This is a genomic window from Streptomyces sp. TG1A-8 (genome assembly GCF_030499535.1).
In the GTDB taxonomy this organism is placed as follows: domain Bacteria; phylum Actinomycetota; class Actinomycetes; order Streptomycetales; family Streptomycetaceae; genus Streptomyces.
Map to the genome: position 1 here is coordinate 3,426,716 of NZ_JASTLB010000001.1, position 13,368 is coordinate 3,440,083.

Genomic DNA, 13,368 nt, shown 5'->3' on the forward strand with positions numbered 1-13,368 from the left:
CGCCCCTAGTGCTGCTCCTCCAGGGCGACCGGCACCGCGCTGCGGAGGCGGGCACACCGCGGGCACCTGACCAGTCGGCCGGGTCCGAGCCGTTCGGCCTGCTGCATCGGGAACGAAGTGGTGCCGAAGACGTGTCCGTCCGCACAGCGCACGACGGTGCGTTCCATCAGGTCTCTCAAGTCCCTCAAGTCCCTTCCCCAAGAGCCGCGTCCGGCGTTGCTGCCCGGACGGCGAAAGCCACATTACGGGATCAAAGAGACGACTCTCCAGGCGGCACTCCAGCCCCGCCCGGCCCCTCTCCCACACCTTCACCGTAGCCCCCCACCCTGTTCCCCCGCAGCGGGATCCCACGCCTACAACGCACGCGGACCCCCGGTCCGGGCACCGGGGGTCCGCGATGATGTAAAGTGAGCGAACGTCGGGGCCTCGACCTCACCAGGTCGATCCGTCCGACTTACGCGGGTGTAGTTTAATGGTAGAACATCAGCTTCCCAAGCTGAGAGCGCGAGTTCGATTCTCGTCACCCGCTCCACGAAGAAGGCCCAGGTCACGGACCCGGGCCTTTTTGCTGTGCGGTGTGCTCACTCGTCGCGTGCCAGATCCGTGCCAGAAGGCTCGTCGGACGCCTTCCGTGCCGCGGCGGCCCGTGCCTTCCGGACGGTGGCGTCGAGGCCGGCGGCGACCTCTTCCTGCCGCTCGTCGTCGGAGTGCTGATAGATCAGCGCGGCTTTCTCGGACGACTGCCCGGCCCGCACCATCGTGTCCTTGAGCGTGGCGCCCGAGCGGGTCGAGAGCGTGTGCCCGGTGTGCCGGAGATCGTAGAAGCGGAAGCCCTCGGGCATGCCGACGATCTCCCGTGCCTTCCGTCACCGCCGCCCGAAGGTGCTGCGCCGGAAGGGGGCGCCCTTCTCCCCGACGAAGAGGAGCCCGTCAGGCCCCGACTCGGCGAACGACTCCAGATGCCAGCCCAGCTCCCGGCGGAGGAAAGCGGGAAGGATCACAGTCCGGGTTCCGGCCTCCGACTTGGTGTCGCCCTGGACGCGTCGCCCGTTCATCCGCTCCGGTTCGGCGAGGCGGACCCGGACGCGGAGGTTGTCGAGGTCGACGTCCCGGCGGCGGAGGCCGGCCAGCTCTTCCGGCCGCATCGGACCGTAGGCGCCGAGGTAGACCATGAGCCGCCACCGCATGCCGACAGCTTCGGCGAGCGCGTCGACCTGGGCGACGGTGGCAATGCGCCGCTCGGCCGCCTTCTCCTTGCCGGCACCCTTGATCCGGCACGGGTTGCGCGCGATCAGCTCGTCATCCACGGCCGTTTCCATGATGGCCTTGAGGAGCCGGTACGCCTTGGCGGTGATCGTCTTGGCCCCGGTGACACGCAGCCGCTCGGCACGCCATTCACGGATGCGCGGGGCGGTGATCTCGTCCAAGTCCAGGTCCGAGTCCGTGAAGGCGGCCAGGTGCTTGTCGAGGAGGTACCGGTAGAGATCACGCGTGAGCGGGGCCAGCTCCCGTTCCTCAACCCACTTGTCCGCGTAGGCGCGGAAGCTCACCGCGCCCGCTTCGGGGTCTCTCCACTCGCCCCGGCGGATCTCGGTCTGTTTCTCGGCGAGCCAGTCGTCGGCGTCGGCGATCGTCTCAAAGGTGAAGGGAGCCGGGCGCATGACCCCGTCCGGGCCCGGATAACGCGCCTGATAGCGGCCGGAAGGAAGCCGCCGGATCGCTCCGAAGCGGCGCCGCCGCCCTTTGTCGTTCGCCATCAGGCAGCCCTCCCGTAGCGGGCACGGGAACGCCTCAGCGGTTGCACCGTGTGCGAGTCGATGAACTCCCGCACCGCGCTCTCCGGGATGCGTACATGACGGCCGACCTTCACGTACCGGATGCGTCGTTCCTCGATGAGCCGCCGAGGGAACCGGACGGAGGTGCCGAGCAACTCGGCGACCTGGTCGACGGACAGGTAGCGGTCGTTCATGTGGCGGGAACTCCTTCCGTCCCGGAGACGGGTTCACGAGTGGCGGCCAGCCAGGTTTCTGCGGCGGTGAGGCCGGTGCCGGCGAAGCGCCAGTGCGAGAGGACGAGGACGGTGTCCGGGTCGGGCAGTGGGTGGCCGGCCTGGGCCGCGCGTTCGCGGGTGAGGGCTTCGTTGTGGTCGGCGCGTTCCTGGCGGAGGGCGCCGAGGGTGACGGAATAGGCGCGGGACTTGGTGGAGAAGTGGCCGCGGAAGCCGAGCATGTGGGCCCACTTGCGCAGGCGCAGGTCTTCGAGTTCCGGCAGCGCCCCGAGGTGCCAGCAGGTGAGGATCATCCGCCGGGCGTGGTCGGTGACGCCCGAGCCGATCAGGTCGGTGATCGGGTTGCGGATGCGCCGGTCCAGGGTGCCTGCGGTCTCGGCGCCCTTAGTGGCGTACTTGGCGATGTACGCGGCAACGGCCCGGCTGGACAGCTCCGAGGTGCCCGCGAAGTCGGCGGAGCGGATGGGGCGGATGTCGAGCTGCGTGCCGAAGCGGAAGGAGTACGGGCGGCCGTCGAGCACGGGTCCGGGTGTCTCGGCGAGGCGGGCCGCCGAGCGGATCGCGTCGGTGAGGAGTTCGGTGGTGGCCCAGGCCGGTGGGGTGTCTTCTGCGCCGTCCGGGCCGTCGAGGCGGATGACGGCGTGGAAGTGGACGGCCCCGCGCCGCTGGTACTCGGCGACCTTGGCGTAGGAGACCTTGAGGCAGTGGCGCAGTGCGGAGCGGCCGATGCCCGCGCGGGAGGCGAGCTGCTGGCGCAGGTAGGTGGTGAAGCGGCCCCACAGTGCCCCGGCGTGCGCGTTCCACAGGACGGCGGCGCGGTAGTCGTAGCGGTCCGGGTCGAGGGGTGTGCCGAGGGCGGGGTCGTCGTCCGGGTGGGAGCGTCCGCAACGGCACCGGCCGCCGGCGGGGCGGTTGTGAACGGGCCCGAACGAGGGGGCGGTGAAGGTGGCGAAGACGCGGGGGTGCTGGGCGACGGCCGGGCCGATGCCCTTGCCGCCGCTCAGCCCGGCCGTGACGAGGTGGAAGGTGTCCTTGCGGTACACCTCGGCGCAGGCGGCGCACCGGGTGGCCCGACGGTTGTTGCAGCGAATGAGGAGCTGTCCGGCCGGAAGGTCGCGGTCGATGATTTCCCGGACGATCTCACCCGTGGCGGCGTGAACGTCGAGCCGGTGGCCCTCCATCCGTACGGGCCGCTCGCAGCCGCCGAGACGCTGGACCTGCCGGGCGTAGGCGCCCAGGTCGCCGTACCGGGCGAGCGCGGTCAGGTGGCGGATGGCTCCAGTCGGAGCCGGGGCGTGCATGTGCGGTGTTCTCCTTGCGAGTGCGGGTGCTGGGGACGAGCGGCACCCGGCCTGCTATTTGTCGAGGGGGCTAGACAGCACAGGCAGGCCGGACGCGAGTAGGAGCAGGCGAATCAGCGGCGGCCGAGGAGGACGGAGCGCATGACGACGGCGCACACGGCGACGGACACGGCCGTAACGGCAACGGCGAGGAGCATCGAGACGAGGACGACGCCGACGACCAGGACGACGGCGGTGCCGCCACCGATGAAGGCGAGCGCGGTCTTAGGGGTGAGCTGGACGGCCGGACGGGACGGCGCCACAGCCGCAGAGGCGACGAAGGCCGGCTGCTGGGCCGGTGCCGGGGCGACGGCGGTCGGCTGGATGACGGCGGGCGGGGTGAGCAGGCCGGTCGGCTGGGGCATGGTCGGGATCTTCGGCTGGAACATGGGCGGGTCTCCTTCCGGGGTTACTTGACGATGGAGTCGATGACGGGGGCCAGAAGGCTGTCGGCGAGGAGGTAGCCACCGAGGAGCAGGGCGGCGATGAGCCACCAGGGCGGGCGGATGAGCTTGACGCCCAGGACCCCGACGCAGAGCAGGGCGAGCCAGAGCGGGACGTTCATGCGGGGGTCTCCTATCAGGCCGAGCAGTGGTGGGTACGGGCGGCGAGTTCGGCGGCGGCCCGGCTGTCGTACTCGGCGGAGAAGTCGCAGCGGGGTGCGGTGCAGGCGGCCAGGTGGCGGTTCTTGCCGCGGTCGAGGTAGGAGGCGACGTTCACGGGTCCGATGCGGCGGACGTTGCGGAAGCGCCGGTGCATGGTGTTCCTCTCAGAGGTGGGCGGCGACGGATGCGGTCATGGACGGGGGCAGGCCGAGCCGGGCCCGTACGGCGTCGGGGTCGGCGGGGCGGCCGGTGGCCGAGCGGTGTTCGTCGGCCAGGGCCCGGACGCGGTCGACCAGGGCGGGCGGCAGCGGGACAGCGACCACGGGTGCTGGGATCAGGGCCGGGCTGTCGTTCGGTTCGGCGGTGGTGGTCAGTTCGGGAGGAGGCGCCGAATCGGTGAGCGGCGCCGGTGACGCGGTCCGGCCGGTCTCGTCGTCCGTGGCCGGGGCAGGGCGCGGCTGCGTGCTCGTGTCCGGCACCGGGGAGGCCGCCACCGCCGGGTCGTGTGGGGTGTGGGCCAGGAGCGTGCCGCCGAAGAAGGCGACAGCGGGCCAGCCCGCGACCACGACACGGAGCGGGGCAGGAACGTGGTCCAGGTCGAGGAGTCCGGCGGTGGCGATGTTGGCGCCGAGGGATGCGGCCAGGGCAACGACGAACCACAGCCGCGGCCCCCCGGCCGCCTGTCCCGCTCGCTGTGGTTGGCGCATCCGACGCCAGGCGGCGACCAGCAGCAGGTCGACGCTCACCGGGTAGGCCCACGCCTTCCAGCCGCCCTGTCCGGCCGCCGAGGCCAGGTCGTGCAGGTGTGAGAAGGACAGGGCGCCCGCGATGACGGCTTGGACGATCACGGCGTCCACGCGGACCAGGTGGGCACGCATCGGCTCCGGTTCCTTCCTGTTGCGGGCATGGAGGGGGTAGGGACGTGGCGCGAGACGGTCACGCCGACCGTGGAGGAGTGCGGTTACTCGGTCACCGGTCGAACGGTGGGCACGGCAACGGCCGTAGAGGCCGGCCCGGCGAACTCGACGGCGACGACGGGCCGGAAGGCGTCGAGCCGGGGCAGTTCCGGCACCAGGGCCGAGGTGTCGCGGCAGACAGCGGCCGCGTCTTCGAGACTGAGGTGTGGTGAGCGGACTCGGGACCAGCCGCCCGAGGAGTCACCGACGACCGCGACGCCGGGCCGCTCAGCCGGGATGGCGGTGGCAGCCAGCGCGGCTTCCGGGGAGATGTCGGCCAGCGCCATGTTCGCCGACGACTCGTCATTGACGCGATGGCAGACACGGCCGGTCAACTGGGCCCGCAGCATGGTCGCGCCCTTGCCGAGTTCGGAGCCGAAGCGCTGCCCGCACACCTCCAGGTAGATGCCGGCCGCGCGGCCGAGCTGGGCCAGGCGGATGAGCTTGGTGACCATGGCGTCCCGACGCTTCTCGTCGTCCTTGCTCGCGGCGAGGAACAGTTCCGCGACCTCATCCACGACGATCACGACCGGTACCGGCCGCACCGCTTCCGGCAGCCCCCACACGTCCGAGGTGAGTACGGCGTCCGGACCGGCCCCGCCGCCGAGCCCGATCAGGCGGAACCGCGCTTCCATCTCTTCCAGCAGCGCGTCGAGGAGTTCGTTCGCCCGGTCCGGGTTGTCAGCCAGCGCGGACAGCCGGGGCGCAAAGGGCGCGAGTTCGACGCCCCATTTGCAGTCGATGCCGACGAGCACCACCCGTTGCCGGGCCAGGCCGCACAGCAGGTTGCGCAGGTAGACGGACTTGCCGGACTGTGTAGCGCCGAGGATCAGTTCGTGCGGCACGGTACGGAAGTCCCGTACGTGCCACTCACCGTCCTCCCGCAGCGCCAGCGGCAGGCGGAGCGGACCGGACACCAGCCGTCGCCGGGCGGGACGCACATCAGCGAGCACATCCCAGCCGACCAGTCGCAGTTCGAGCCGCCCCGGCTTGGTGGGGCGCACGTGCACGGCATGGGCGCCCCAGGCGTGCCGCAGCCGGTCGGCCGAGGCCGCGAAGTCCTCGGGCGCCTGCCCGGCCGCCATACGCAACCGCATCACCAGACCCGACCCGGTTGGCCGCGGGAACGAACGGCGAGGCGGTACGGGCGCCGCCTGCCGCCCCATCATCCGGGCGGTGGCCCGACGCACTGCCGAGGCCGGAACCGTCAAGCCGCAGGCGTCCATCGTCGCCCGGTACGAGGCGAGCACCCGCAGCGCGACGACCGGATACCCGACCAGCCACCAGAACACCACCGGCATACGACGGCGGACCACCAGCAGCGCGACCAGGACCAGCAAGACCGGTAACAGCACTCGCACAATGTCGGTCATGGCGGTCAGCCCTGCACCGCGGCCGGGGCGTTGACCATGACGGCGTCGGCCCGGTAGGCGATGCCGTGCCGCGCACGCCCGCCGAACTCGCTCTCCCACGGCCGGGCCATCAGACCGGACAGGATGACCGGCGCCCCCATGACCACGCCCTCACCGATGCCCTGCTCGGGAACGGTCACCTTGATCATGTCCGAACCGCCCGCCGCGATGAACACCAGCTCCAGCGTCATGAGCCGCTGGTTGGTGACCGGGTCCACGGCCACCTCACCGGTCTGCCGGTCCCGCACCTTCACCTCGGGCAACTTCGTGACGAGGAGCGTCGCGGCCGACGTGTCCACAGGGATCACACGCATTGTCAGTACCTCACTGGGTTGTCGGCGCCCTTACGCGGCGCCATCCGAACTGCATACCCCCCTAGACATTGCAAGGAGGGGCCCACCCCATCTGTCTAGGGGGGTTGACGACAACGGTAACCGACGACCCATCAACTGTCTAGGGGGGTATACGAGTATGTCGCGGAGTGCGTGTGCCCGCTACAGCAGCACCCAGTGAAGGGCGGTCGCATCGTCGCGTACCTTGCCACGCGGCCAACGCCGGCCGTTGGGGTCGCCGCCCTCCGCTTCTCGCACGCGACGAATCAGTTCATCCGGCCCGAACGAGCCGAGGACAGGCACCAGTTCTTCCCAGTCAGCGAGAGCGAAGCTGTCGACAAGGCGCGTCGCTCCGTCGCTCAGCAGCGTCACGGACGTCAGCGAGCGGAGCGGCACCGCTCCCGTCAGGGCGTGTTCGGCCGCCCGCGGGTCGGGACCGGCAATCCAGAAGCCGTCCGGCCGATTGCGAAGCCCCGTCAAGGCATCCCGGTACTCGGCCAACGCAGCGGAGTGCTCATGCGAGCCGGTGGGCAGCGCGTCGACCGGCCCGCGCAGCCGCTTACCGACCTCGTCCAAGCGCTGGTCGGTGATGGCGGCAGTTTTCCCGGCCTTGTCGGTGAGGAGGAGAGTCGAGTCGCCGAGTACGAGGTACTCCAGGGCGTCCGCGCCAGTCCGGACCGCGACGACCGTACTGGTCGGACTGGCCCGGTAGGTCAGGTCGCAACTGTCCTCGTGCAAGGACCGGACGACCCGGATTGAGTCGGTGAGGCAGTCGACGAGTGGCCGGACGGGGTGTGCCGTGATGCTGCTCAGCAGCAGCCCGCCCAGCGTCGAGGAGAACCACGCGATGCCGTGCGTGCATCCGGTCTCCGCCCCGGCTACGCCAGCACCATCGAGGAGGACGGCCGCGCCGGGAGCGACGGCCGCGAAGTCCTCGTTCTCCTGTCCCGGTTCGGCAGGCAGCGAGCCGAGGGCGACGTTCACGCCGGCGCCTCCTCGTCGTGCAGGTAGAGGGGGCAGAGCAGTTCGACGGACTGCGGTTCGTCGGTCTCAGGGTCGTACTCGACACTCACCAGGGTGGAGAAGCGACGCTCACCCACCTGCCCCCATAGCGCGCCGAGGTCGGAGGCGAGCAAGTGAACGACGCCGAGGGAACCCGCCGTGTGGATGCCGGCAATGGCGAGCACCGATCCTTTGCCGTCCGGGCGGGCCAGTCGGCCGAGGTATCCGACGTCGTGCGGACGGTACGGTTCTATGTCCGCTCCCGCGTGGTACGCCGTGCCGGTACGGCGGTCCACGAGTGCCCACGGTGCACCTTCCGGGTGCTCCCAGCCGAGTACCGGGTCCTGGGCGTACAGATCGCTCATGGCCTGGGACATACCCGGTCCGCAGACGACGACAAGGCCGTCCCGGTTGAGGTCGACCTCACCGCTCACACTTACGTGACCGGAGCTGGCGTCGAGCCCGTACGACTTCGCAAGCTCTTCCAGGCGCTTGCCGGAGTTCACGTCAGCCATGGCGACGACCGGTCGCTTCTTCGCCTCGTCCCATCGCAGCGGAGTCACGACCGTGACGGCGCCCGCAGCCAGGAAGGCCCCTTCGGGTGCCGGGCCGGTGTGCCGAATCTGGTGGATCCGCCCGCGGCTGAGGCCGGCCTTCGCGGCGATCTGCGCGTACGACAACCCCTGCGCATGGAGGTCCTGCACCACACGTCGGCGGAGGCGGGCCAGCTCGGTCACCTCCTGCTGGGCGTCGGCCAATCGGGTTGTGACCTCGCGCAGAAGCACGTATGGATCATCGATCGACATGATCCGTTGCAGTTCGTCCGACATGACCCCACCTCCCAGCAGTGACCAGGAGTCTAGGGCTCTAGACGGAATGGGTGGGAGTCGCCGTCCCGTGCGGACGCCGATCACGAAGAACCCGCCCCGCCGCCGAGGCACGCCGCGAGGGCTCACGGGTCACCGCCAACGCTGCGACAACACAGACGTATCGCACCTGTCGCACTCACGCACTGACTCGCACCAGTTCGGCCCACACAGAACGCCCGCCGGGACGGATCGTGTACCCCCAGTTTTTCGCGAAGGCTGCGATCAGCCGCAGGCCATGACCTCCCTCTTCGCGATCGGTGGCGTGGCACAGGTGGGGCACGCGGTCGCCGCCCTGGTCGACAACTTCGATACGCACCAAGTCGTCACCCAGGCAGACGACCACGAAGAAGCGGCCGTCGGCCGATCCACTCCGGGTGTGCCGTACGGCGTTGGTCGCCAGCTCACTCACGACCAGGACTGCATCCTCGACGGGACCGCGGTCGCTCAACAGTGAGGCGACGAAGTGACGAGCATGGGCCACCTCTTCAGGCAGGCCAGGGAAGACACGGCACCACTGGGCAGGCATGGGAGAACTCCTCACGTCGCGGGCCGTCTAGGGGGCTAGACGATGCAGCGGCAGAGTATTCCCATACGCGGCAACCAGGCCAGGCATCTAGAGGAATTATTCCTCTAAGGGGTGAGGCTGTCCCCCCAGGCTCCGGAACTCCTCCATCAACCGCAACAGCAGTTCCCGCACTTCAGCACCGAAGATGGCGGTCTCCTCGAACCGCGCGAACTGCTCCTCGTACGCCGTCAGGTCAGCGTCGTCGTCCGTGACGCGCTCGCTGTCGAAGGTCTCCACCACGACCGCCCGACGGTCGCACAAGGTGAACCCATGACGAGGCAGCACCGGCACCGGCCGGCGCCAGGGGATGACACCGAGCCGGACCGTGCTCAGGCTCTCGACGGCCAGCAGCCGGTCGAACTGGGCGAGCATGAGCGCCGGAGTTCCCGGCCAGGTACGCAGCACGGCTTCCGTCAGCACGAACACCGACTCCCGCCCTGGCTCGTACAGCACGCTTTGCCGCTCCACCCGAGCAGCAACAGCCCGGCCAACCGCTTCGGGGGTCGCATGGGGCGCACTGTCGAAGACGTGCCGGGCGTACTCCGCGCTCTGGAGCAGGGCCGGGAGGACAACGCACTGGAAGGAGCGCACCAGCCGAGCGGACCGCACCTCTTCGTCAACGGTCAGACCCGCCAGGGGCACAGGGTCCGCCGGTTCATCGGAATCCACGGCAGCCGCCACGGCGGCCAAGAGGTCACGCACCTCACGGACGGCCGACTCGTCCAGGTCGAGGGCACGCGAGAGCCGGTCGAGTACATCCAGGCTCGGAACCATGCGCCCGGTCTCGACCTTGGACACGGTCGGCTGCCCTACGCCAGCCCGTTGCGCCAGTACGGCACCCGTCAGGCCAGCCTCTGTCCGAAGCACCCGAAGACGCACACCAAGCGCCCTCATCCGCTCCCGCCGTTCACTCCCCATGTTCAGGGTTCTACACCACAGAACAGCAGCGACCGGGCGCATAGGCCACGTCGATCACCAGCAGTCCGAGCATGATTCAAACTTTCTCTACTGGTTCAAGGCGGCTCGCTCCGCTCCCCGCGCACGGCCCGGCCCCCGGCCGGGCCTGCGCTCCTGTCTCCGCCCCGCTCCAGCCCGGCCGGCGCCCGTGCCGCGCGCACAGCAATCAGCCGCCTAACGTCAGGGAGTACGTCGTGGCTGGGGCCGGTCGGCTCCACGGCTTTAGCCACCTCCCCGGTCCGGGTCCCGCGTCGAGCAAGACCAGGGGGCCACTCGTGCACATTACGGGCAGGTCCAAAGCCTGCCCGAGTTGCCAACCAGCGTACGGCCCCCTGATCATGCTCGACCCCAGACCTGGCAGGCCACCGGCCAAACCCGCTCCGCCTTGTTAATCCGACGTGCGAGCTCGCGCACCGCAAAATGCAGCTCATCGCCGCCGTTCATGCCAGTGCGGATCGATCGACAATGACAGAAGGCCAGCGCTAGATCCCACGATAAGGGATCGCCCCACTTGAGAAATCGACGTGACGGGATGATAAACGGGGATCTCCATCAACCGTTTGCCCTCAAGGGGGTCCCAGAGTCGCACAGTTCTATCGTCGCCCCCACTGGCCAAAATGGTTTTACCCTTGGAGCGAAAAAAAGCAACAGCCCTGACCCAGTCTGTATGCCCATCAAATGTAGCCACAGAGTTACTGCTCAATGGATCCCACATGCGAACCAGAGCATCCCTACCCCCGGTGACCAACAGCGAACTGCCATTGGCTTCGAATGCCTCGACACACAAAACGCTATCAGGCTGCGCGCCGAACTTACGCACAACCTCGCCCGTCACCGGGTTCATTAGCGCAAGGGCACCACCAGCAAAGCCTTCACCCGCGCAGGCAAAAAGCGGTTTTCCTTCGCACAGCAGACTGCATACATCGTAGGTCTCCCTGTACCAGTCTTCGACTCGAAGTACACATTCTCCAGAAATCGGGTCCCAGACACATATAAGTCCGCTCTGGTCGGCACTCACAACGAGGGACCAATCGAAAACATTTACGTGACACATTGCGACGACCGGTGACGTATGGGAGTGAAAGACCGGCACGAAGTCACCTACAGCAAGGGGTTCGCGCATCCGAATAGCGCCATCAAACCCACCCGCCAAAACAACTTGTCTGCCAGCCACTTGAGTAGAGAGTGCTGACAAGACGCCTTGCGGCTCACGTCGGAGGCGACGTACAACGTTTCCCGTCTTTACGCTCAACAGGCGAATTGATCCACTGTAATCACAAGACAATACCGAAGGACGCGACCGAAGTGAGAAGCTCTGAACTGCGAAAACCCCATGCGAGATCTCAGACAGCGTGTGCCCCATCGCCAAATTCGGATCCCACAGGCGGACCGAATTGTCGAGCCCGCTACTCGCCAACATGGAGCGCTGACCGACTTGAACACTGCACACGGCGAGAACATCCTCGGTGTGCCCTTTCAAACGACGGACCAATCGCCCATCTTTCGGATTCCAAAGCAGAATATTTGCGTCACAAAACCCTGCTATTAGATCCGACTCTCCATCACTTACGACGCATAGCCCGCGAACGGGGTCGCCGGGAGATTCGATTGTCAGCGTCGCCTTGCCGTTGTCTAGCCGGCGCAGAGTCACTCCTCGCGTCGAAGCGCTTGCCACACACGGAGTATCGTTAACGACAACTTGGCATATCGCGTTTATCTCTTGTTCGTCGGTGTAGTAGTCTTCATTCAATTCCCCTTCATCCGACATTCCCAATCGTCGAACGACTTTCCCAGTGCGGGGGTCAATTACACTTATGTCTCCAGATTCCGAGCATACAAGAAATTCTTTCCCTTTCAGTGTTGCCGTACAGATTACCTCCGCCCAGTTTACGGAAGAAACCGTACGGAGATGCCGTCCAGACGATGGATGCCAAATCGAGATTCGCCCACTGTAGTGTGCAATCGCGAGGATATCTTCGCCCCCAACACGAACGCTTCTTAGCGTAAAGGCGTCAGTAGCGTCTGCGTCTTCACCTTCTCTAGAGTCATTTTTCAGTGAACGGATTTTGATACCAGTCGTCGGATCCCAAAGCCATACCTCGTTTTCCCTTCGGCTCGTGGAATCTGCAATGCTTGCCAGTAGGGTGCGGCCTCCCGTCTGAATACTGCAAAGTGCGATTACAGTACCGGCATGGCCCTCTAGCACCCTGATAGTTTCGCCACTCGAAGGATCAGACAACCGGAGGTTTCCATTACGGCTACCGCTTGCTAGGAGCTGGCGCCCCCCAGCCTGAACGGCGCAGAGCGCTCCGACTCCGCCGGCGTGGCCTTCGAGTGTAACCTCCTCTGATCTAGGCGCTACAGTGGTCCATTCAGCTCTGTAAGGAGTGTCTGCCCGGTATTCCTTGAAATCACTGCCTAGACGCTCCTGCAGTTCAGTAACACTGAATAGAGAAACGCGCTCAGCAGGATTGGCACCAATCGCCTGTGGCGCTTTTCTGAGAAGTTGGGCACGGTGGCGAGTAGCCTCGCTTGCTCCACCATCTGCTAGTGGAATGAGCCGCCTCAGATCTCCCCGCAGCAGATACTCGTCATCCGTAAGAACCTCATCGAGAATTCTGCCCCGATGGGCGTGACCAGCGAGAGACCTGAAAAGATACGATGGGCAGTTCTGCCATCGCAAAGACCGCCCCTCCGCCATGAACGACCTAGCAATGGCCCGCTCATCCTCTTCTCGCGAGGATTCATCACGCCGACGGGAAATCAGTGCATCGTTCAATGCCTGATGAAAAAGTCGATACTGACTCACTTCGCCCACATTGCTAGTTTCGATCAAGAAATTAGCGGCGGATGACCGGGTAAAATTCTTCACTGCCGAGATACTCAGATCGACACCTGATATCGCCGCCACCGCTGTTTTCCACAAATCAAGAGGAAATCCGGGTGCTTCGGCGTACGCTAGGGCTGAAAGTGCGACTTCTGCCCTGACCCCTCCAACGTCGGGAAGCCTTTGCAGGTAGTTCCTGAGAGCCGCTTCGACTGTTGGCGTAAAGGATACGTCCTCGGGCTTAATTGCAACGTCGTCATACAAGCCATGAGTGCGGGCGACGAGTCCTGCTACTAGGAAATTCCTTTCAGAAAGATCAGCAATCCGAAGGGCAACAGGGTTTGCTACCTTCTGATCCAGGTATGGATTACATGGTCGTTCATCTCCCAGAAGACGTAGTGTGGCCTCCGCATACGCCGCAAGGTCCGCTTGCTCGAAGAACTCAGAACTGTCAAGGTTAATAACTTCCGCAGCGGGTCCGAAGACATCCAACAA

General features: G+C 66.5%; 14 protein-coding genes, 1 tRNA gene and 1 pseudogene. 1 reads left to right on the forward strand and 15 read right to left on the reverse strand.

The genetic code is table 11. The features are described 5' to 3' along the window. Positions 1-5: 5 nt before the first annotated feature. Positions 6-188: a hypothetical protein gene (locus QQY24_RS14790; RefSeq protein WP_301976423.1), complete on the reverse strand. Its 183-nt coding sequence runs from the start codon at positions 186-188 to the stop codon at positions 6-8. 270 nt (positions 189-458) lie between these two features. Between QQY24_RS14790 and QQY24_RS14795 the strand changes: the two genes are divergently transcribed. Then, positions 459-532: transfer RNA gene (locus QQY24_RS14795), tRNA-Gly, on the forward strand. Positions 533-581: 49 nt separating this feature from the next. On the opposite strand, the pseudogene xerC reads toward QQY24_RS14795, so the two are convergent. From xerC to QQY24_RS14865, 14 genes and pseudogenes are all read right to left on the reverse strand, one after another. Next, positions 582-1,757: pseudogene (gene xerC, locus QQY24_RS14800) on the reverse strand (tyrosine recombinase XerC). After that, positions 1,757-1,969, reverse strand: a complete 213-nt coding sequence (locus tag QQY24_RS14805) for an excisionase family DNA-binding protein (RefSeq protein WP_301973150.1) — start codon at positions 1,967-1,969, stop codon at positions 1,757-1,759. The pseudogene xerC and the gene QQY24_RS14805 overlap by 1 nt, the downstream one beginning before the upstream one ends. Continuing rightward, positions 1,966-3,309, reverse strand: coding sequence for a replication initiator (locus tag QQY24_RS14810; RefSeq protein ID WP_301973151.1), 1,344 nt, complete (start codon positions 3,307-3,309; stop codon positions 1,966-1,968). Before QQY24_RS14810 ends, QQY24_RS14805 begins: the two co-directional genes overlap by 4 nt. A 113-nt stretch (positions 3,310-3,422) precedes the next feature. After that, positions 3,423-3,737, reverse strand: a complete 315-nt coding sequence (locus QQY24_RS14815; RefSeq protein WP_301973152.1) for a SpdD-like protein — start codon at positions 3,735-3,737, stop codon at positions 3,423-3,425. A gap of 20 nt (positions 3,738-3,757) precedes the next feature. Then, positions 3,758-3,913 carry a hypothetical protein gene (locus QQY24_RS14820; protein WP_301973153.1) on the reverse strand — a complete coding sequence of 52 codons (156 nt, stop codon included), beginning with the start codon at positions 3,911-3,913 and terminating at the stop codon, positions 3,758-3,760. A 14-nt stretch (positions 3,914-3,927) separates the two neighbouring features. After that, positions 3,928-4,107, reverse strand: a complete 180-nt coding sequence (locus QQY24_RS14825) for a mobile element transfer protein (RefSeq protein ID WP_301973154.1) — start codon at positions 4,105-4,107, stop codon at positions 3,928-3,930. Positions 4,108-4,117: 10 nt separating this feature from the next. Continuing rightward, entirely contained in the window at positions 4,118-4,831 is a 714-nt protein-coding gene (locus QQY24_RS14830; RefSeq protein ID WP_301973155.1) for a DUF2637 domain-containing protein, read from the reverse strand. Positions 4,832-4,914: 83 nt separating this feature from the next. Next, on the reverse strand, positions 4,915-6,282 hold the full coding sequence (locus QQY24_RS14835) for an FtsK/SpoIIIE domain-containing protein (protein ID WP_301973156.1): 1,368 nt from the start codon (positions 6,280-6,282) through the stop codon (positions 4,915-4,917). Between the two features lie 5 nt (positions 6,283-6,287). After that, positions 6,288-6,635, reverse strand: a complete 348-nt coding sequence (locus tag QQY24_RS14840; RefSeq protein ID WP_301973157.1) for a hypothetical protein — start codon at positions 6,633-6,635, stop codon at positions 6,288-6,290. A gap of 180 nt (positions 6,636-6,815) precedes the next feature. Continuing rightward, complete coding sequence (locus QQY24_RS14845; protein ID WP_301973158.1) at positions 6,816-7,637, reverse strand: integrase; 822 nt, start codon at positions 7,635-7,637, stop codon at positions 6,816-6,818. Further along, positions 7,634-8,485 carry a sigma-70 family RNA polymerase sigma factor gene (locus tag QQY24_RS14850; protein WP_301973159.1) on the reverse strand — a complete coding sequence of 284 codons (852 nt, stop codon included), beginning with the start codon at positions 8,483-8,485 and terminating at the stop codon, positions 7,634-7,636. The genes QQY24_RS14845 and QQY24_RS14850 overlap by 4 nt, the downstream gene beginning before the upstream one ends. A gap of 175 nt (positions 8,486-8,660) precedes the next feature. Further along, on the reverse strand, positions 8,661-9,050 hold the full coding sequence (locus QQY24_RS14855; protein WP_301973160.1) for an ATP-binding protein: 390 nt from the start codon (positions 9,048-9,050) through the stop codon (positions 8,661-8,663). Between the two features lie 96 nt (positions 9,051-9,146). Further along, positions 9,147-10,007 (reverse strand): helix-turn-helix transcriptional regulator, encoded by an 861-nt coding sequence (locus tag QQY24_RS14860; RefSeq protein ID WP_301973161.1) that lies wholly within the window; start codon positions 10,005-10,007, stop codon positions 9,147-9,149. A gap of 466 nt (positions 10,008-10,473) precedes the next feature. After that, entirely contained in the window at positions 10,474-13,368 is a 2,895-nt protein-coding gene (locus QQY24_RS14865; protein WP_301973162.1) for a WD40 repeat domain-containing protein, read from the reverse strand.

Bases quoted from the DNA above. Each gene is read 5' to 3' on its own strand.
- QQY24_RS14805 (WP_301973150.1), bottom strand. From the start codon at position 1,969: ATGAACGACCGCTACCTGTCCGTCGACCAGGTCGCCGAGTTGCTCGGC.
- QQY24_RS14810 (WP_301973151.1), bottom strand. From the start codon at position 3,309: ATGCACGCCCCGGCTCCGACTGGAGCCATCCGCCACCTGACCGCGCTC.
- QQY24_RS14815 (WP_301973152.1), bottom strand. From the start codon at position 3,737: ATGTTCCAGCCGAAGATCCCGACCATGCCCCAGCCGACCGGCCTGCTC.
- QQY24_RS14820 (WP_301973153.1), bottom strand. From the start codon at position 3,913: ATGAACGTCCCGCTCTGGCTCGCCCTGCTCTGCGTCGGGGTCCTGGGC.
- QQY24_RS14825 (WP_301973154.1), bottom strand. From the start codon at position 4,107: ATGCACCGGCGCTTCCGCAACGTCCGCCGCATCGGACCCGTGAACGTC.
- QQY24_RS14830 (WP_301973155.1), bottom strand. From the start codon at position 4,831: ATGCGTGCCCACCTGGTCCGCGTGGACGCCGTGATCGTCCAAGCCGTC.
- QQY24_RS14835 (WP_301973156.1), bottom strand. From the start codon at position 6,282: ATGACCGACATTGTGCGAGTGCTGTTACCGGTCTTGCTGGTCCTGGTC.
- QQY24_RS14840 (WP_301973157.1), bottom strand. From the start codon at position 6,635: ATGCGTGTGATCCCTGTGGACACGTCGGCCGCGACGCTCCTCGTCACG.
- QQY24_RS14850 (WP_301973159.1), bottom strand. From the start codon at position 8,485: ATGTCGGACGAACTGCAACGGATCATGTCGATCGATGATCCATACGTG.
- QQY24_RS14855 (WP_301973160.1), bottom strand. From the start codon at position 9,050: ATGCCTGCCCAGTGGTGCCGTGTCTTCCCTGGCCTGCCTGAAGAGGTG.
- QQY24_RS14860 (WP_301973161.1), bottom strand. From the start codon at position 10,007: ATGGGGAGTGAACGGCGGGAGCGGATGAGGGCGCTTGGTGTGCGTCTT.